The 19054-nt window shown below is 70.1% G+C and carries 14 protein-coding genes; 6 read left to right on the top strand and 8 right to left on the bottom strand.

Features of this window, described 5'->3' with window-relative positions; translation table 11 throughout:
• Positions 1-38: 38 nt before the first annotated feature.
• The 5 genes from ahcY to NNJEOMEG_RS06190 all read right to left on the bottom strand — a co-directional run bounded on the left by ahcY (position 39) and on the right by NNJEOMEG_RS06190 (position 6613).
• Positions 39-1463, bottom strand: a complete 1425-nt coding sequence (ahcY, locus tag NNJEOMEG_RS06210) for an adenosylhomocysteinase (RefSeq protein WP_173082408.1) — start codon at positions 1461-1463, stop codon at positions 39-41.
• The gene (locus tag NNJEOMEG_RS06205) at positions 1460-2380 is read right to left on the bottom strand and encodes an ArsR/SmtB family transcription factor (protein ID WP_173082407.1); all 921 of its coding nucleotides are present in this window, start codon (positions 2378-2380) and stop codon (positions 1460-1462) included. Before NNJEOMEG_RS06205 ends, ahcY begins: the two co-directional genes overlap by 4 nt.
• A complete protein-coding gene (locus NNJEOMEG_RS06200) occupies positions 2377-3585 on the bottom strand; it encodes a benzoate/H(+) symporter BenE family transporter (RefSeq protein WP_173082406.1) in 1209 nt (402 codons plus the stop codon). Before NNJEOMEG_RS06200 ends, NNJEOMEG_RS06205 begins: the two co-directional genes overlap by 4 nt.
• Positions 3586-3798: 213 nt before the next feature.
• The gene (locus NNJEOMEG_RS06195) at positions 3799-5388 is read right to left on the bottom strand and encodes a sensor histidine kinase (protein ID WP_173082405.1); all 1590 of its coding nucleotides are present in this window, start codon (positions 5386-5388) and stop codon (positions 3799-3801) included.
• Positions 5375-6613 (bottom strand): HDOD domain-containing protein, encoded by a 1239-nt coding sequence (locus tag NNJEOMEG_RS06190; RefSeq protein WP_173082404.1) that lies wholly within the window; start codon positions 6611-6613, stop codon positions 5375-5377. Before NNJEOMEG_RS06190 ends, NNJEOMEG_RS06195 begins: the two co-directional genes overlap by 14 nt.
• A gap of 149 nt (positions 6614-6762) precedes the next feature.
• Here NNJEOMEG_RS06190 and NNJEOMEG_RS06185 point away from each other — a divergent pair, with 149 nt between their 5' ends.
• Positions 6763-7413: a precorrin-8X methylmutase gene (locus tag NNJEOMEG_RS06185; protein WP_173082403.1), complete on the top strand. Its 651-nt coding sequence runs from the start codon at positions 6763-6765 to the stop codon at positions 7411-7413.
• A 99-nt stretch (positions 7414-7512) separates the two neighbouring features.
• Here the strand turns inward: NNJEOMEG_RS06185 and ychF are convergent, their stop codons facing one another.
• On the bottom strand, positions 7513-8613 hold the full coding sequence (gene ychF, locus NNJEOMEG_RS06180) for a redox-regulated ATPase YchF (RefSeq protein WP_173082402.1): 1101 nt from the start codon (positions 8611-8613) through the stop codon (positions 7513-7515).
• Between the two features lie 135 nt (positions 8614-8748).
• On the opposite strand from ychF, the gene NNJEOMEG_RS06175 reads away from it, so the two are divergent.
• From NNJEOMEG_RS06175 to NNJEOMEG_RS20920, 4 genes are all read left to right on the top strand, one after another.
• On the top strand, positions 8749-10479 hold the full coding sequence (locus NNJEOMEG_RS06175; protein ID WP_173082400.1) for a transporter substrate-binding domain-containing protein: 1731 nt from the start codon (positions 8749-8751) through the stop codon (positions 10477-10479).
• Entirely contained in the window at positions 10476-11891 is a 1416-nt protein-coding gene (locus NNJEOMEG_RS06170; protein WP_173082398.1) for a sigma-54-dependent transcriptional regulator, read from the top strand. Before NNJEOMEG_RS06175 ends, NNJEOMEG_RS06170 begins: the two co-directional genes overlap by 4 nt.
• A 349-nt stretch (positions 11892-12240) precedes the next feature.
• Positions 12241-13671 carry an anion permease gene (locus NNJEOMEG_RS06165; RefSeq protein ID WP_173082396.1) on the top strand — a complete coding sequence of 477 codons (1431 nt, stop codon included), beginning with the start codon at positions 12241-12243 and terminating at the stop codon, positions 13669-13671.
• Between the two features lie 191 nt (positions 13672-13862).
• On the top strand, positions 13863-15494 hold the full coding sequence (locus NNJEOMEG_RS20920; RefSeq protein WP_173082394.1) for a cache domain-containing protein: 1632 nt from the start codon (positions 13863-13865) through the stop codon (positions 15492-15494).
• A 74-nt stretch (positions 15495-15568) separates the two neighbouring features.
• Here the strand turns inward: NNJEOMEG_RS20920 and NNJEOMEG_RS06155 are convergent, their stop codons facing one another.
• Entirely contained in the window at positions 15569-16153 is a 585-nt protein-coding gene (locus tag NNJEOMEG_RS06155) for a YajG family lipoprotein (RefSeq protein ID WP_173082392.1), read from the bottom strand.
• Entirely contained in the window at positions 16150-17169 is a 1020-nt protein-coding gene (gene obgE / locus NNJEOMEG_RS06150; protein WP_173082390.1) for a GTPase ObgE, read from the bottom strand. Before obgE ends, NNJEOMEG_RS06155 begins: the two co-directional genes overlap by 4 nt.
• 153 nt (positions 17170-17322) lie before the next feature.
• Between obgE and NNJEOMEG_RS06145 the strand changes: the two genes are divergently transcribed.
• Positions 17323-19053, top strand: a complete 1731-nt coding sequence (locus tag NNJEOMEG_RS06145) for an ABC transporter ATP-binding protein/permease (protein ID WP_173082388.1) — start codon at positions 17323-17325, stop codon at positions 19051-19053.
• Position 19054: the final 1 nt, after the last annotated feature.

The following is a 19054-nucleotide window of genomic DNA, read 5'->3' as shown; positions in this document are numbered from 1 at the left end:
CCTCTCCGGCCATTTCAATCGTTTTACCTTCTTACGGCCTAGTAGCGGTAGTGGTCGGGCTTGTAGGGGCCGTCGGGGTTCATGTTCATGTACTTGGCCTGGGTCTCGGTGAGGCGGTCGAGCTTCACGCCCAGGCGCTCCAGGTGCAGGCGCGCCACTTCCTCGTCCAGGAGCTTGGGCAGGGTGTAGACGCCGATCTCGTACTTCTTGGTGGCCAGATCCACCTGGGCCAGGGCCTGGTTGGTGAAGCTGTTGGACATCACGAAGCTGGGGTGGCCCGTGGCGCAGCCCAGGTTCACCAGGCGGCCTTCGGCCAGCACCAGGATGGAGCGCCCGGACTTGAGCGTCCACTTGTCCACCAGGGGCTTGATCACGTCCTTGGTGCAGCCGTTGTCGCCCTCCAGGTAGTGCATGGCGATTTCAGAGTCGAAGTGGCCGATGTTGCAGATGATGGCGCCCTCGCGCATCTGCTCCATGTGCGCGCCGGTGATCACGTCGGCGCAGCCCGTGGCCGTGACGAAGATGTCGCCCAGCTTGCAGGCCTCGTCCATGGTGGTCACTTCGTAGCCTTCCATGGCGGCCTGGAGGGCGCAGATGGGGTCGATCTCGGTGACGATCACGCGCGCGCCGAAGCCGCGCATGGACTGGGCGCTGCCCTTGCCCACGTCGCCGTAGCCCGCCACCACGACCACCTTGCCGGCCACCATCACGTCGGTGGCGCGCTTGATGCCGTCGGCCAGGGACTCGCGGCAGCCATAGAGGTTGTCGAACTTGGACTTGGTGACCGAATCGTTCACGTTGATGGCCGGGAAGAGCAGCTCGCCGTCCTTGAGCATCTGGTAGAGGCGGTGCACGCCGGTGGTGGTCTCCTCGGAGACGCCCTTGATCTTGGCGGCCATGCGCTGGAAGCGGGTGGGGTCTGCCTTCACGGAGGCCTTGATGCGCTCCAGGATGATGGCGAACTCCTTGTTGTCGGTGGGCTGGTCCAGGATGGAGGGGTCCTTCTCGGCCTTGACGCCGTAGTGGATGAACAGGGTGGCGTCGCCGCCGTCGTCCACGATCAGGTCGGGGCCGGAGCCGTCGGGCCAGGTGAGGGCCATCTCGGTGCACCACCAGTAGTCTTCCAGGGTCTCGCCCTTCCAGGCGTACACGGCGGAGGTGTTGGCCTGGGCGATGGCGGCGGCGGCGTGGTCCTGGGTGGAGTAGATGTTGCAGCTGGCCCAGCGCAGGTCCGCGCCCAGCTCGTGCAGGGTCTCGATGAGCATGGCGGTCTGGATGGTCATGTGCAGGCTGCCCGCCACCTTCAGGCCCTTCAGGGGCTTCCGCGGGCCGTACTTGGCGCGCACGGCCATGAGGCCGGGCATCTCGTTCTCGGAGATGATCATCTCCTTGCGGCCCCAGTCGGCCTGGGACATGTCGGCAACCTTGTGGGACAGGGTCAGTTCAAGGGGCTTCACGCTCATTTGGTTTCCTCCGTTTCGGGCCTGCGCGCGGCGTAGACGCCAAGGGCCAGGCCGTTGTTGACGTTTCTTTCCTCGAATCGCTCCAGCGTCAGCCCGGCCTCGCCGAGCCAGCGCGACATCTCGTCACGGGAAAAGCCGAGCCAGCGGTCGCCGAAGCGTTCGCGCAGGCGTTCGTCGCCGTGCTTGAGGTAGTCGGCCACCACCAGCGTGCCGCCGGGAGCCAGCACGCGGCGGGCCTCCCGCAGCGCGGCGGCGGGGTCCGAAAGGTGATGCAGGGTAAGGCTCAACACCGCCGCCTGGACCTCGGCGTCGGCCAGGGGCAGGTGCTCCAGCTCCCCCACGCGCAGACTGGCCAGGGCAAGTCCGGGCTTGCGCCGGGCCAGTTCCAGCATGGCCGACGAGGCGTCCACCCCCACGAGCGACGCGGCCTTGGCCCCCAGGGCTTCCAGCAGGTCGCCGGGGCCGCAGCCCAGATCGGCGGCCTTGGCGCAGGTCGGCGTCAGCGACAGGATCAGGCCGTCCAGATCCAGCTCGCCCAGCACCTCGCGGCGCATGGCCCGCCAGTCCGGGGCGATGGCGTTGAAGAAGCGCCGGGTCTCCAGGGCGCGGGCGTCCAGGCACTGGCGCGCGCGGGCCAGGTCCTCGGGCGGTCCGCAGTCCCCGGCCAGGGGCTCCACGGCGGCGCGCAGAGGGGTGTCCGGGGCGCTGTAGAACACCCATAGCCCATCACGACGGGCGGTGAGAAGGCCTGATTCCACCAGGATGCGCAGATGCCTGGAGATGCGCGACTGCCCCATGCCCAGAACCCCCACGATCTCGCCCACGTTGAGCTCGAAGCGTGTGAGCAGGCGGTAGAGGCGCAGCCTCGTCTCGTCCGCCAGGGCCTTGAACACGGCCAGGGCCGGGCAGCCGTTCAACGGTGGCTCCGGGTGAGCACCCGGTCGGCCGCCAGGCCGCCGAGCAGGCCCCAGAAGGCCGAACCGATGCCGAAGAAGCTCACGCCCGACACCGTGACGAGCAGCGTCACCAGGGCGGCCTCGCGGCGGTCTGCCTCCTCCATGGCCTGGGTGAGCCCCGAGGCGATGGCCCCGAAAAGCGCCAGGCCCGAAACCACGGCGATGAGCGCTGGCGGCAGGGCCGTGAAGAGCCCCGTGAGCGCCGCGCCGAACGCCCCCACCACCAGGTAGCACGCCCCGCAGACCACGGCGGCCACATAGCGCCGCGAGGAGTCGGGGTGGGACTCGGGGCCGGTGCAGATGGCCGCCGTGATGGCCGCCAGGTTCACGCCGTGGCAGCCGAAAGGGGCCAGAAGCAGCGAGGCCAGGCCCGTGGAGGCCACCATGGGGCTGCCCGGGGCGTGGTAGCCGCTGGCGCGCATCACGCCCAGGCCCGTGGCGTTCTGGCCGGTCATGGTCACGAGGAACAGCGGCAGCCCCAGGCCGATCACCGCGCCCAGGCTGAACCGGGGTACGGTGAACACCGGTTGCGCCAGGCTGGCCGAGACGCCGGAGAAATCCAGCCCGCCCGTGAGCCCGGCGGCCGCGAACCCGGCCAGCAGCGTGCACACGATGGCGTAGCGCGGCGTGAGGCGCTTGGAGGCCAGATAGGCCGCGATCATGGTCCCGGCCAAAAGGGGCGCGGACTTCAGGAAGCCGAACACGTCCACGCCGAAGCGGAAGAGGATGCCCGCCAGCATGGCCGAGACCACCGGGCGCGGGATGCGGTCCATGAGCGCCTGGAAGAGCCCCGTCACCCCGCAGAGCGTGATGAGCGCCCCGGAGACCACGAAGGCCCCCACCGCCTCGGGATAGGGATACGCCGCCCACCCGGCCGCCAGCACGGCCAGGCCCGGGGTGGACCACGCCGTGACCACGGGCTCGCGGTAGCGCAGGGAGAGCCAAATGCCCGTGACGCCGGAGCCCACGCAGATGGCCCAGATCCAGCTGGCCAGATGGGCCTGGTCCAGGCTGGCGGCGCGCGCCGCCTGGAAGATGATAGCCGCCGGGCCGCCGAAGGAGACGGCCACGGCCACCAGCCCGGCCGTAAGGGCGGAGACGGAGAAGTCCCGCGCGAAGGCGCGGCGGGATGGAACGCGGGTGCTGGGTGCTGCGGCGGTGTTCATAGGTGATTAATCTTTATATCAAGATATCTTGATATGAGGCTTTAATGATCCGTGCCGCTCCTGTCAAGTGGCGGGCGAAACGGGTGAGGCCACCGGGGCCGGTGTGCGGGGACGGCCAGGGGAGGGGCCGGCATGGACGTTGCGGGCGGCGCGGGATGTTCCGACTCGAGGCGTGCGCGGGGAAACGGTCCGGGGCGGGCCGCCCCTCCGGCGTTACGCCGCCGGAACGCGGCCTGGCCTGTGCACCGGCAGGTTGAAGCAGAACACGCTGCCCTGCCCCTCGCGCGGGGGGTCCACCCAGATGCGCCCGCCGTGGCGCGCCACGATGTGGCGGCAGATGGCCAGCCCCAGGCCCGTGCCCTTGGGCTTGTCCTTGAGGGTGTCCTTGTGGGAGTGCTGGTGGAACTTGTCGAAGATCTTCTCGGCCTCCTCCTCGGAGACGCCGGGGCCGGTGTCTTCCACGCAGATCAGGAGCATGCCGGACTCGTCCATGCCCGCCTCCACGAGCACGTAGCCCTCCTCGGTGAACTTGAGGGCGTTGTCCAGGAGGTTGATGAGCACCTGGAGGATGCGGTCGCGGTCGCCCACGGCGTCGGGGAGGTTGCGCGGCAGCTCCAGGCGCAGGTGCACGTGGGGCCGGTTGTCGATGCGCCCTTCCACGGCCATCACGGCGTCCGCGATCACCTCGCTGAGGCTCAGGGGCTCGTCGCGCCAGGGCATCTTGCCGGACTCGATGCGCGTCAGGTCCAGCACGTCGTTGATGAGCCGCGTGAGCCGCTCGGACTCCTTCTCCACGATCTCCAGGTTGCGAAGCAGACGCCGGGCTTTGGCGTCGCTGGGGTGCCCATCGGGCGGCCGGAAGTAGCGCTCGAAGTCCCGGGCGATGAGCCGGGCGAAGCCCATGATGGAGGTGAGCGGCGTGCGCAACTCGTGGGACACCGACGAGAGAAACCCCGATTTGAGCCGCTCCAGCTGCTTGAGCTGCTGGTTGGCGGCCTCCATCTCGGCCACCTTGCGGAAGAGCGCGCGCGTGCGCACCTCCACCTTGGCCTCCAGGCGCTGGTTCAGGCTCTCCAGAAGGGCCTCGGCCTTCTTGCGCTGGCCAACCTCCTGCTCCAGCCGGGCCATGGCCTCCTGGAGTTCGCGCGTCTTGGCCCGGATGAGCCTGTCCTGGTTGTCGTTGACGGCCTTGAGGTCCATCTCGGAGTCCGCCAGGCGGTCGAGTTTTTCCTCCAGCTCGCGGTTCATCTCGCGGATGCGCCGGTGCAGGAAGCAACTCTCCAGGGCCTGGGCCGTGTTGCCCAGGAGGATGGAGAGGATGGTCAGGGTCACTTCGGAGAGCTCCGGGGCGGGTTCCTCCACCAGTGCCAGAAACATGCCCCGGGTGCGCGAGGCCGTGGTGAGCACGTGCAGGAGGCGCTTGGGTCCGCCAGGACCGGGGGGATCGAGCACGGCGCGCTTTTCGCGCAGGGCGAAGGCGAAGAGGCCGCGCTCCACGCTGGCGTCGGCCAGGGCCTGCAGCTCGCGCCGGGCCTCCGCAGGGGAGGCCGTGGCCAGGCGGAAGCTGGAGTCGGCCTCGTCCACCAGCATGATGCCCACGGCCCGGAACGGCAGAAGGCCCTCCACCCGTTGCAGGCAGAGCTCCAGGATGGGTTCGGGGCCTTCGAGGGCCATCATGCTCATGGAGAAGTCGGAGAGGGCGGCGGCCTGGTCCAGGGCGGCCAGGGCGAAGCGGCTGGTTTCTTCCAGATGCCGCGCGCGGGGGTCGTCGGGGCAGGCTTCGGGGGCGTCAGCTTGTTCCATGGCCGTTCAGGAAGATGGCTTCAAGTTGAACGAACTGGTCTTCCACGCGGGTGAGCACGGCGTCGGCCACGCCGGGGGGCGCGCCGAGGCGGTCGAAGGCCGCTGTGTCCAGGGGCATGAGGACGCTCTGGCCCGAAGACCCCAGGGCCAGGGCCTCGGCCAGGAAGTCGGCGGCGTGCACGATGGCCGCGTCGCGTTCGTCGGCGCAAAGGGAGGGCTCGTGGTGGCAGCGTGCGGCCTCCACCAGCCCCGGGGGGAGCTTCCAACCCGACAGCAGGGCCGCGCCGGCCTGGCAGTGGTCCGCGCCCAGGGCCTTGCGCTCGGCGGCCACGAGGCTCGCGCCCACGGAGCGCACTTCCTGGAGGGCGCGTCGCACGCGGTCTGGCTCGCACTGGATGAAGAGCAGCAAGCCCACGTCGTGCAGCAGCCCCGCCACGAAGAAGCGCTCCGTGTTGGGCATGCCCAGGGCGGAGGCCAGGGCGCGCGCCGCGCAGGCGCAGGCCAGGCTGTGCCGCCAGAACTGGCGCACGTCCAGGATGTCCTGGGGCACGTGGGAGAAGAGGTCCATCACCGACATGCCCAGGGCCAGGGCCGAAAGCTGCTGCACGCCGATGACCGTTACGGCGCGCGTGATGGTGTCGATGCGCTGGGGGAAGCCGTAGAGGGCGCTGTTCACCAGCTTGAGGAGCCTTGCGGCCAGTCCGGGATCGGTCTGGATGATGGCGGCGGCCGTGGCCGGGGAGGTGCCCGGGTCGTCCATGGCGCGCGAGAGGGCGGCCAGCACCTCGGGCATGGCCCCCAGGGACCGGTTGCAGCCGACCAGGGCCTGCACGTCCAGGGGCGGCAGGTCCGCGCCGGGGCGTTCGGCCGGGAGGTCGTCGGGGAGCCTGAGCACCTCGCGCCCCTCCTCGAGCATGCGGGCGATGCGCGGCACGCAGAGGCGGAAAACGTCCTGGACGAAGGGATGGGTGAGGTCGTTGCGGGCCAGGCGTCCGGCGGCCAGGTCCTGGGCGCGGGCGGCGAGTTCTTCGGGGATGTTGTCCCCGGCGTCGGCCAGGGAGGGCTGGCGCTCGCCCTGCACGGCCACGGCGGCCACGCCCCAGGACTTGAGCACGCTGATGGCCCGGTCGGAAAGCCGCATGCCCGAGCCCATGAGCAGGCGTCCGTTGACGTCCCGCACCGGCTGGGAGAGCACGAGGCCCGGCCTGAGGTCGCTCACGCGCATGAACCGCTCCGTACGCCAGGCGGTCGCGCCGTGGCACCGATGGATCGGCGTCGAATTCAGACGATCGGAGTCGTTTTGTCAAGAGCGACGCGGCGTTTGCCGGGCATGGGGTCTTGGCGTCGGGGCCGGGAAGGCGTAGGCTCCTGCGCATGGACACCCCCCGCCTCCTCCAGACCGCCGGACCGGCGGACATCGAACGGCAGAGTTTCGCCATCATCGACTCCCTCGTGCCCGAGCCGCGCCCCTTCGAGGGCGCGCAGTGGGAGGTGGCGCGCAGGCTGGTGCACACCTCGGCGGACTTCGAACTGCTCTCGCTCCTGCGCTTCTCCCCGGGCGCGGTGCGCGCGGGCGTGGCCGCGCTGCGTTCCGGGGCCACGGTGGTCACGGACACGCGCATGTGCCAGGTGGGCATCCCCGGGCGCAGGCTCGATTCCCTGGGCAGCCGCAGCGTGTGCTACATGGACGACCCGGACCTGGCCGTGCGCGCCAGGGAGCAGGGCGTGACGCGCGCGCGCCTGGCCGTGGACGAGGCCGCGCGGCTCTCGGGGCCGGTGGTGTTCGCGGTGGGCAACGCGCCCACGGCGCTTCTGCGCCTGATGGAACTCATGGACGTCGGGCGCATCGCCCCGGAGCTGGTGGTCGGCATGCCCGTGGGCTTCGTGAACGCGGCGGAGTCCAAGGCGCTGCTCATGGAGCGCTCCGACGCGCCCTGGATCGCCATCGAGGGCCGCAAGGGCGGCTCGGCCCTGGCGGCGGCGTGCGTCAACGCGCTTGCGGAGATGGCGCTGCGGGCGGGCTGAGCGCGAGAGCGGCGCACAAGGATCGGGGCGCTTTCGCCCCGGCCGCGACAATCACCGCGCGCCCCGGGGCGGTGGATCCCCGCCCCGGATCGGAACCGGCTAGACGTTGAACAGGAAGTGCATCACGTCGCCGTCCTTGACCACGTACTCCTTGCCCTCCTGGCGCAGCACTCCGGCGGCGCGGCAGGCCGCCTCGGTGCGGTGGGCGGTGTAGTCCTGGTAGGCGATCACTTCGGCGCGGATGAAGCCCCGCTCGAAGTCCGTGTGGATCACCGAGGCCGCCTTGGGGGCCTTCCAGCCCTGCTCGATGGTCCAGGCGCGCACCTCTTTCGGGCCAACGGTGAAGTAGCTCACCAGCCCCAGCACGCCGTAGCCGGTGCGGATCACCTGGTCCAGGCCCGAGCTTTCCACGCCGTAGGACTCCAGGAACTCCGCGCGTTCGGCGTCGTCCAGGGCGGCCATTTCCTCTTCCATGCGGGCCGAAACCTTCACCACGGGCGCGCCCGTCTTCGCGGCGTGGGCGCGCACGGCCTCCACGGCCGCCGAGTCGGCCTCCAGGCCCGCCTCGTCCACGTTGGCGCAGTAGATCACCGGCTTGGCCGTGATGGGCCCGAGCTCCGCGTAGAGTTCGGCCATGGCCCCCTCCTGGCGGCCTTCCAGGGCCGAGGCGGGCAGGCCTTCCATCAGGTGCGCCAGGAGCTTTTCCGCCACGGCCAGCTTGGCCTGGTGCTCCTTGCCCGCACGGGCCTGCTTGCGCAGGCGGTCCATGCGGTTCTCCAGGGCCTGGGCGTCGGCCAGGATCAGCTCCGTCTCGATGACCTCGATGTCCGTGAGCGGGTCCACCTTGCCGTGCACGTGCACTACGTCGTCGTCCACGAAGCAGCGCACCACGTGCAGGATGGCCTGGGTCTCGCGGATGTTGGCCAGGAACTTGTTGCCCAGGCCTTCGCCCTTGCTCGCGCCCTTGACCAGGCCCGCGATGTCGGTGAATTCCACCGTGGCGGGCAGGGTCTTCTGGGGCTTGGCCAGGCTGGTCAGGGCGTCCAGGCGCGGGTCGGGCACCGGGACGATGGCCTTGTTGGGCTCGATGGTGCAGAAGGGATAGTTGGCGGCCTGGGCGTTCTGCGCCCGGGTGAGGGCGTTGAAGAGCGTGGACTTGCCCACGTTGGGCAGCCCGACGATACCTATGGAAAGGGGCATGGCGTCACCTTGGCTTCTGGGGATGCGCTCCGGGGTGCCGGAGACGGGTCGCGCGGCTCATACACCGCCTCGCCCCGGGAGTCCAGCGCCCCCCTTGGCTTGGCCCCGACGCTCCGCTATAGGCCGGGGAACGCCATGCACCACGCCGCACTCCTTCTCCTGGCCGCCCTGCTGGCGGTCCTGCCCGCCGCCGGTCCCGCCCGGGCCGCCGACCCCATCCCCCAGGCCGAAGTGCCCGGCGTGAGCCGCCCCGTCATCGTGGGCGGCGACCGCGACTATCCGCCCTACGAATTCCTCGACGCCAAAGGCCAGCCTGCGGGCTACAACGTGGACCTCACCCGGGCCATCGCCGAGGTGATGGGCCTGCGCGTGGAGTTCCGCCTGGGGGCCTGGAACGAGATGCGCACCGCCCTCAACGAAGGCGGCGTGGACATCCTCCAGGGCATCTCCTACTCCGAGGAGCGCCTGAAGGAAGTGGACTACGCCCCGCCCCACACCACCGTGAACCACGCCATCTTCGCCCACCGGGGCGCGCCGCCCGTGGACTCCCTGGAGGGCCTGCGCGGAACGCGCGTGGCCCTGCACAAGGGCGGCATCATGCACGACACCATTCGCCAGATGGGCTTCGAGCACGACCTCGTCTTCAGCGACACCCCCGCCGACGCCCTGCGCCTGCTGGCCTCCGGGCGCTGCGACTACGCCGTCACGGCCATGCTGCCGGGCATGTACATCATCCGCGAGAACCACCTGGACAACCTGGAGGTGGTGGCCCGCTCCGTGGCCACGGTGCGCTACGGCCACGCCGTGCGCAAGGGCGACGACCTGCTCCTGGGCCGCTTCAGCGAGGGCCTGGCCATCCTGGACCAGACCGGCAAATACGAGGAAATCCGCCAGAAATGGCTGGGCGTGCTGGAGAACAGGCCCATCAAGTGGAGCGAGGCCCTGCGCTCTATCTCCCTGGTGCTCGCGCCCATGGCCGCCCTGCTCCTGGGCTCCATGATCTGGACACACACCCTGCGCCGCCGCGTGGCCGAGCGCACCCGCTCGCTCTCCAGCGCCCTGGACCAGCTGCGCGAGAACCAGCGCCAGCTCCTCCAGGCCGACAAGATGGCCGCCCTGGGCACCCTGGTCTCGGGCGTGGCTCACGAGATCAACAACCCCAACGGGCTCATCCTGCTCAACCTGCCCATGCTCAAGAAGGTCCAGACGGACACGGGCCGCATCCTGGAAGAGTACCGCGATGCCCACGGAGACTTCACCCTGGGCGGCATCCCCTACGAGCGCATGCGCCGGGAGCTGCCCGTGATGCTCGAAGAGATGCAGGAGGCCGCCGTGCGCATCAAGCGCATCGTCAACGACCTCAAGGACTTCGCCAGACGCGACGAAGGCGCCGGCTCCGAACTGGTGGACGCCAACGACGCCGCGCGCAAGGCCCTGCGCCTGGTGGAGGCCGCCCTGCGCAAGGCCACCCGCCGCTTCACGGCCTCCTACGCCCAGGACCTGCCCACCGTGCGCGGCTCCAGCCAGCGCGTGGAGCAGGTGCTCGTGAACCTGCTGCTCAACGCCTGCCAGGCCCTGCCCTCGCCCGACCGGGCCATCCGCCTGGAGACCCGCGCCGAGGACCAGGGGCGCGCAGTGGCCCTGGTGGTGCAGGACGAGGGCGTGGGCGTGGACCCCCAGGACCTGCCGCACCTCACCGACCCCTTCTTCACCACCAAGCGCGCCACCGGCGGCACGGGCCTGGGGCTTTCGGTGTCGGCGGGCATCGTCAAGGAGCTGGGCGGGAGCATCCGGTTCGAGTCGCGCCCGGGGCAGGGAACCACCGTCACCGTGCGCCTGCCCGCCGCGCCCGAGGAGGCCGAATGAACACTCAAAGCCCCGCCTTCAAGATCCTCCTTGTGGACGACGAGCCCGCCTGGCTGCGCTCCATGGCCCTCACCCTGGAGTCCTCGGCGGGCTACACCAACATCCTGGCCTGCCTGAGCGGCGAGGAGGCCCTGGGCATCCTGGAGCGCGGCGAGGTGGGCCTGGCGCTTTTGGACCTGACCATGCCCGGGCTCTCCGGCGAGGAGCTGCTGGCCCTCGTGGGCGAGCGCCACCCCGAGGTGGCCTGCATCATCGTCAGCGGGCTCAACCAGCTCCAGAGCGCCGTGCGCTGCATGAAGCTCGGGGCCTGGGACTACTTCGTCAAGACCGACGACGAGGACCGCATCGTGGGCGGCGTGCGCCGCGCCGTGCGCATGCTGGAACTGCGCGAGGAGAACCGCCTGGCCCTCTCGCGCCTCACCGCCGGGGGGCCTGCCACCCCCGAGGCCTTCGCGGGGATCATCACGCGCTCGCGCGCCATGCTCTCCATCTTCGCCTACGTGGAGGCCGTGGCCCCGAGCCCCCAGCCGCTCCTGGTGACCGGCGAATCGGGCGTGGGCAAGGAGAACCTGGTGCGCGCGGCCCACGCCCTCTCTGGGCGCTCCGGGCCGCTTGTCTGCGTCAACGTGGCCGGGCTCGACGACGCCATGTTCGCGGACACCCTCTTCGGCCACGTGCGCGGGGCCTTCACCGGCGCGGACGGCCCCCGCAAGGGCATGGTGGGCGAGGCCTCGGGCGGCACGCTCTTCCTGGACGAGGTGGGCGACCTCTCCGTGCCCTCCCAGGTGAAGCTCCTGCGCCTGCTCCAGGAGGGCGAATACTTCCCCCTGGGCTCCGACCAGCCCCGGCGCAGCAACGCCCGGGTGATCGTGGCCACCCACCGCGACCTGGCCGCCCGCGAGGCAGCCGGGGAGTTCCGGCGCGACCTCTACTTCCGCCTGCGCACCCACCACGTGCACGTGCCCGCCCTGCGCGAGCGCAAGGAGGACATCGAGCCCCTTCTGCGCCACTTCCTGGCCGAGGCCGCCCGCGAGCTGGGCAAGCCCGTGCCCACCCCCCCGCGCGAGCTGGCCGGACGCCTGGCCTGCTACCCCTTCCCAGGCAACGTGCGCGAGCTGCGCGCCATGGTCTACGACGCCGTGAGCGTCCACCCCGGCCGCACCCTCTCCATGGCGGCCTTCGAGAAGGCCATCTGCCAGGAGCACGGCCATCCCGCCCCTCCGGGGGAGCCCAACCCCTTCGCCAGTTTCGAGCGCCTGCCCAGCTTCTCCGAGGCGGCCAGGCATCTGGTGCAGGAGGCCATGGCCCGCGCCGGGGGCAACCAGACCCTGGCGGCAAGGCTCCTGGGCATCTCCCAGCCCGCCCTGAGCAAGCGCCTCAAGGCCATGCGCGAGAGCGGGCCGCAGGGCTGACCCCCCGCGCCGCCCACAGGGACGGTCCGCCGCCCGGCGCGCCCATAACCTCCTGCATGGTCATTCCCGAAAGAAACATTGGCAACATCGGGAATTGACTTGTCTTTTCAGGCAACCCTCCGCCGCCCATAGCCCAGGTTATCCCCCTTCGCGCCGCCCCACGATCATCTTTGAACGATTCTTTCTATGATTCCGGCATCATGCCCGGAACGTGCCCCTTGGCATCATCCCTGCTTGATCCCACTCGGGCGGGGCAGCATCCCTCCCGCGACACCCTTCCCGGCCGCGCCCAGGCCCGCGCGCGCCGTGGCATCCACCGTCCGGGCCGAAGCGAACCCTAGGAGGGATCATGTCCGTGAACATCAAGGCGATCGTCCCGCTGCTGGCGGGCGTGCTGGTCTGGCTTCTGCCCGCGCCCGCTGGGCTCTCGCCCCAGGCGTGGACCTATTTCGCGCTCTTCGTGGCCGTTGTGGCCGGGCTCGTGCTGGAACCCATCCCGCCCGCCCTCACGGGGCTCATGGGCGTGACGGCGGCCGCCGCGCTCCAGCTCATCCCCTCCGCGCCCGGCAAGGCCGCCACGGCGGGCAGCTCCATCAACTGGCTGCTCTCGGGCTTCTCCAACTCCACGGTCTGGCTCATTTTCGCGGCCTTCATGTTCGCCATGGGCTACGAGAAGACCGGCCTGGGCAAGCGCATCGCGCTCACGCTCATCAAGCTCATGGGGCGGCGCGCCCTGGGCCTGGGCTACGCGGTGGCCCTGGCCGACCTGGCCCTGGCCCCCTTCATGCCCTCCAACACGGCGCGCTCGGGCGGCACCATCTACCCCGTCATCAAGAACATCCCGCCTCTCTACGGCTCCACGCCCGAGAACAACCCGCGCGGCCTCGGGGCCTACCTCATGTGGACGGCCCTGGCCACCACGTGCGTCACCTCGTCCATGTTCCTCACGGGCCTGGCCCCCAACCTGCTGGCCCAGTCCATGGTGGAGAAGACCGCCAAGGTGGCCCTCACCTGGAACGACTGGTTCGTGAGCTTCCTCCCCGTGGGCGTGATCCTCTTCCTGATCACCCCGCTTTTGGCCTACGTGCTCTATCCGCCCAGCCAGAAGAAGTCCGACGACGCCCCGGTGTGGGCCGGCGCGGAGCTGGCCAAGCTGGGCGCGGTGAAGGGCAAGGAGATCCTCATGGCCCTCCTGGCCGTGGGCGCGCTGGCCAGCTGGATCTTCCTGGACAAGCAGATCAACGGCACCACGGTGGCCATCGTGGCCATCTGCCTCATGGTGCTGCTCAAGGTGGTGAGCTGGGACGACATCGTGGGCAACAAGCAGGCCTGGAACGTTCTGGCCTGGTTCGCCACCCTGGTCACCCTGGCCGACGGCCTGGGCAAGGTGGGCTTCCTGGAATGGTTCGCCAAGGCCATCTCGGCCTCGCTGCAGGGCTATTCGCCCACGGCCACGCTCATCGGCCTGACCGTCGTGTTCTTCCTCAGCCACTACATGTTCGCCTCGGTCACGGCCCATGTGGCGGCCATGCTCCCCGTGATGCTGGCGGCGGCCATGGCCGTGCCCGGCCTGAACATTCCCCTCGCCTCCATGATGCTGTGCTCCACCCTGGGCATCATGGGCGTCATCACGCCCTACGGCACGGGACCCTCGCCCATCTACTACGGCTCGGGCTACATCAAGGGGCGCGAGTTCTGGATGCTGGGCCTGGTGTTCGGCCTGGTCTACCTGGGCGTGTTCCTGCTGGTGGGCTTCCCCTGGAACCTGGCCAGAATGTAGCCACCCCGCCTTCCTGTCCGGCCCGCCTCGCGCGGGCCGGACATCCCGGCCTGCGGGCCGATCTCCCCCACCCGGCCCGGACGTCCGCAGACCGCGAGGCCGCTCCCGCACCCGCGTGCTTTCCGCGCCGATCCGTGGTATGGGCCTGATACCCGCGCCGTCCGGCGGGAACCCGATCGCGGGGGACAACCATGCTCAGGCGTTTCTCCATGGCCGCGCGCCTCTTCGGACTGGTGGGGCTCTTCACGCTCAGCACGGCGGCGTCGCTGGCCTTCGTGACCGCCGTCTCCCACCGCCTTGAAGAAGTGGTGGTGCAGCACACCCAGCAGATCATGCTCCATGGCGAGCGGGCCAAGATCAAGGCCGCCACCCACTCCATGGCCCTCACCCTGGCCTCTGGGCTCAAATTCGCCAAGACAGAGGCCGAACGCAAGGCGCTCATCCGCGAGGTGCTCGACCCCGTGCGCTTCGAGGAGGACGCCTCGGGCTACTTCTTCGTCTACCAGGGCACGGTGAACGTGGCCCTGCCGCCCAAGCCCGACCTGGAAAACCAGGACCTCAAGGACTTCGTGGACGCCGACGGCGTGTACTACGTGCGCGAGCTCTCGGCCATGGCCCACGCCGGGGGCGGCTTCGTGAGCTACATCTTCCCCCGCCCCGACGGCCCCGAGGAACGCAAGGTCTCCTTCGCGGAGATGATCCCGGGCACGGACATGTGGGTGGGCACGGGGGTATACCTGGGCAACGTGACCCGCGAGGAGGAGCGCATCGGCGAGGCGGTGCGGGGGCTGTTCAACCGGGCGCTCACGGTTTCCGGGCTGGGCATGACGGCCATCGTGATCGCTCTGGCGCTTGTGAGCCTGGCCATAGCGCGCAGCGTGGCCCTGCCCCTGGCCGAGGCCACCCAGGCCGCCGAGCGCATCGCCTCGGGCGACCTGGACGTGCGCCTGGCCGCCTCGGGCCGCGACGAGGCCGCCAGGCTCCAGGGGGCGCTCAACCGCATGGCGGGCATGCTGCGCGAGAACATCCGCGAGATCCAGGCCCGGCGCGAGGAGGCCGAGGAGAAGGCCAAGGTGGCCGAAGAGGCCCTGGGCCAGGCCCGCAAGGCCAACCAGGAGGTGGTGGCCCAGGTGGCCCTGCGCGTGGAGAGCCTCCAGAAAATCTCGGATTCGGTGGCCCACCAGCTGCGCAACCCCACCACCATCATCGGCGGGCTGGCGGGGCTTCTGCTCAAGAAACCGGCGCTCCAGGAGAAATACCTGGACTATCTCGACGGCATCCTGGACGCCGCCCGGCGCATCGAGCGCATCACGGCGGCGGTGAAGGAATACAGCGCCATCCATGTGGACGCCGTGACGGAATTTCCGGCCCAGGAACTGCTGGAGGAGGCCCGCCGGGCGGGCGAGAGCGCGGCGCGGGAGCTGGGCGTGTCCGTGGCCTGGGAGGTGGAGCCTTCACCGGCCGCCTTGCTGGCCGACCGCGACCTGCTGGCCATGGCCGTGCGCGAGGTGACGGTGAACGCCGTGGAGGCCCTGGTCCCGGCCGGAGGGCGGGTGTCCCTCTCGGCGCGCCACGGCACCGACGGCTTCGACCTGGCCGTGGCCGACACCGGCCGGGGCATGGGCCCCGAAGAGATGGAATACGTACTGGACCCCTTCTACAGCACCAAGAGCGTGGGCGTGGGCATGGGGCTCACCAAGGCCAACCGGGCGCTCCAGGAGCACGGAGGGCGCATCGTGATCGAGAGCCAGCCCGGGGCCGGGGCCGTGGTGCGCATGATCCTGCCCGAGGGCGGCCGCGCCCGGGCGCACGTGGAGGATTGAAGGCGGAAAACGAAGCACGGCGGGCCTCCGCGAAAGGTCGCGAAGGCCCGCCGTGTCGGGAATCCTTGTGGCCGCTACCTGTCCTTGCCCAGGTACTGCACCATCTCCGGGTCGGAGAGGAGCATGGAGAGCGACTCGCTCAGCACGTCGTTGAGCATGCGCGCGTTGGCGTTCTCGTCCGGGGCCAGGGCCATCTCCTTTTCGTGGGTCACGGGGTAGGAACCCTCCCAGCGGCCGGGGCCGTTGACCACCCGGGCGGACAGCACGCACTTCACCGTCACCTTGCGCGTCACCGTGAGCGACTGGGCCGTGTAGGCCAGCTCGCGCACCGTCACCGAGAGGGAGAGCGGCGCGCCCTCCTGCCAGGGCACGGGCTTGAAGCCCAGGTTGGAGAGGGTCTTCATCACTTCCTCGCCCACGGGCTTGGAGAGGTCGCCCCCTTCCACGGTGATGGCCGCCGTGCGCGAGCCGTCCGCGTTGCGGTAGCCGATGGGCTGGCCGTGACGCGCGTCCGAGACCTGCAGGGCCACGGTCTTGCCCTTGCCCACGTTGCCCGTGGGAACCTTGGCCTGGGGCGCGAGCGTCACGCTCTGGGGCGGCACGGCGGAGCAGCCCGCAAGCAAGATCAGGAAAGCCAACAACGGAAGAACGCGTTTCATGTGTTTGTCTCCTTGAGCTTAGCCGTCGTTTCCCACATGGCCGCCACCAATTCCTCCAGGCCCTCGCCCGTGAGGGCGGAGATCAGGCGCAGCTCCATGCCCCGTTCCCGGGCCGCGCGCAGCACGGCCTCGCGGGCATCGGGGGCCAGGAGATCGGCCTTGTTCACCGCGCGCAGCTGGGGGCGTTCGGCCAGTCCCGGGTCGTAGCGCACGAGCTCCTCGTCCACCAGGTCGAATCCGGCCAGTGGGTTGTCGCCCTGGATCTCCTCGGCCGAGAGCAGGTGCACCAGCAGGCGCGTGCGCGACACGTGCTTGAGGAAGTCGTGTCCCAGGCCCTGGCCCGCGTGCGCGCCTTCGATGAGCCCGGGGATATCCGCGGCCACCAGCTGCGCGCCGTCCTCGCCCTGGAGCACGCCCAGATTGGGGGTGAGCGTGGTGAAGGGGTAGGAGGCGATCTTGGGCCTTGCCGCCGACACCGCCGAAATGAGCGTGGACTTGCCCGCGTTGGGCAGCCCGATGATCCCCACCTCGGCCAGCAGGCGCAGCTCCAGGCGCAGGCGCTTCTCCTCGCCAGGCTCGCCGGGCTGGGCGAAGCGCGGGGCGCGGTTGGTGGAGGTCTTGAAGTGCATGTTGCCCTTGCCGCCCCGGCCGCCGTGCGCGGCCACCCATTCCTGCCCGATGTCGGTGAGGTCCGCCGCCAGGCGCTCGCCCTCTTCCGAGAGCTCGTGGATCAGGGTGCCCTGGGGCACCTCGATCACCAGATCCTCGGCGTTGCGGCCGTTGCACTGGCTGCCCAGGCCGGGCTGGCCGTTCTTGGCGTCGTAGCGGCGCTTGAGGCGCAGGTCGTAGAGGGTGAGCAGGCTCGGGGACACGCGGAACACCACGTTGCCGCCGTCGCCCCCGTCGCCCCCGTTGGGGCCGCCGAAGGGAATGAACTTCTCGCGCCGGAAGGCCACGCAGCCCCTGCCGCCCTTGCCCGAGGCCACGGTGATTACTGCTTCGTCCACGAATCGCATGATGGATGTCCTCTCTTCTGGAAGCGGGGGCGATACGGCCCCGGGGCTCCGGCGTCAAGCCCTCGTTTCCATGGGCATCTCCTAGTCGCAGCGGGCTTGCGCGTCAAACGTCCGCGCTGGCGTTCCCCCGCGCCTGCTGCTATGTGCCCGCCCATGATCAAACGTCTCGAATTCCTGCGCGACATCTGGCGTCTGGCGCGTCCCTACTGGTTCTCCGAGGACCGCTGGGCCGGGCGCGGCCTGCTGGCGGTCATCGTGTGCATGAGCCTCACGCTCGTGTTCATCACCGTGCTCCTCAACCAGTGGAACAACGCCTTCTACGACTCCCTCCAGAACCGCGACCTGGACGGCTTCTACCGCCAGCTGGGGTATTTCTGCCTGCTGGCCTTCGCCTACATCGTGGTGGCGGTCTACCAGCTCTACCTGAACCAGATGCTCCAGATCCGCTGGCGGCGCTGGCTCACCGAGCGCCACCTGGAGCAGTGGCTCAAGGACCGCGTCTACTACGACCTCCAGACCAGGGGAAGCGCCACCGACAACCCCGACCAGCGCATGGCCGACGACATCGGGGCCTTCGTGACCCAGACGCTCACGCTCACGCTGGGGTTCCTGGAGGCCGTGGTCTCGCTGGCCTCGTTCATCGGCATACTCTGGGGGCTCTCGGGGTCGCTGGAGTTCACGCTGTGGGACCGGGCGTTCAGCGTGCCCGGCTACATGGTCTGGGTGGCGCTCTGCTACGCGGTGCTGGGCACGTGGCTCACCAAGCGCGTGGGCCGCCCCCTGGTGACGCTCAACTTCAACCAGCAGCGCTACGAGGCCGACTTCCGCTTCAGCCTGGTGCGCCTGCGCGAGAACGCCGAGGGCGTGGCCCTGATCAGCGGCGAGGCCGACGAGGCGGGCATCTTCCGCGCCCGCTTCGCCAACGTGGTGCAGAACTGGTGGGCCATCATGAGACGGCGCAAGGCCCTGGCCTGGCTCACCAACTCCTACGCCCAGGCCGCCGTGGTGTTCCCCTTCCTGGCCGCCGCGCCGCGCTACTTCTCCGGGGCCATCCAACTGGGCGGGCTCATGCAGACGGCCTCGGCCTTCGCCCGGGTGCAGGGCGCGCTCAGCTGGTTCGTGGACGCCTTCACCGAACTGGCCTCCTGGAAGGCCACCGTGGACCGCCTGACCACCTTCCGCCGCGCCATGGACGAGGCCCGCGCACGGCGCGAGAACCCGGACGCCCTGCGCTCCGAGGTCGGCGCCTGGCCCGTGCTGGATCTGCTCGACGTGGACATCGACCTCCCCGGCGGCGAGCCCCTGCTGCGCGGCGTGCACCTGCGCGTGGAGCCGGGCGACACGTTGCTGGTCACCGGCCCCACGGGTTCGGGCAAGTCCACGCTGTTGCGCGCCGTGGCCGGTCTCTGGCCCGAGGGGCGCGGGCGCATTCTGCTTCCCGGGGACCATTCCCTGATGTTCCTGCCCCAGCGGCCCTACCTGCCCCTGGGCACGCTGCGCCAGACGCTCAGCTACCCCTCGCCGCACGAGGGCATCCCCGACGAGGCCATGCGCCAGGCCCTGGCCCTCTGCGGCCTGGAGCGCCTGGGCGAGCGCCTGGACCACACGGCCTACTGGCCCCAGGAACTCTCCCCCGGCGAACAGCAGCGTCTGGCCTTCGCCCGGCTGATCCTCCAGGCCCCGGACTTCGTCTTCCTGGACGAGGCCACCTCGGCCGTGGACGAGGCCGGGGAGGAGGCCCTCTACGCCCTCCTTCGCGAGACCCTGCCCCACGCCGCCGTGGTGAGCGTGGGCCACAGGGGCACCCTGGAGGCTTTCCACGCCCGCAGGCTGGCGCTCACGGGCGGACGCCCCGGAACGGCCCGCCTCGTCGAATCCCACTGAC

This window comes from Fundidesulfovibrio magnetotacticus (assembly GCF_013019105.1).
Taxonomy (GTDB): domain Bacteria; phylum Desulfobacterota; class Desulfovibrionia; order Desulfovibrionales; family Desulfovibrionaceae; genus Fundidesulfovibrio; species Fundidesulfovibrio magnetotacticus.
This window is presented reverse-complemented; position numbering and strand designations above follow the sequence as displayed.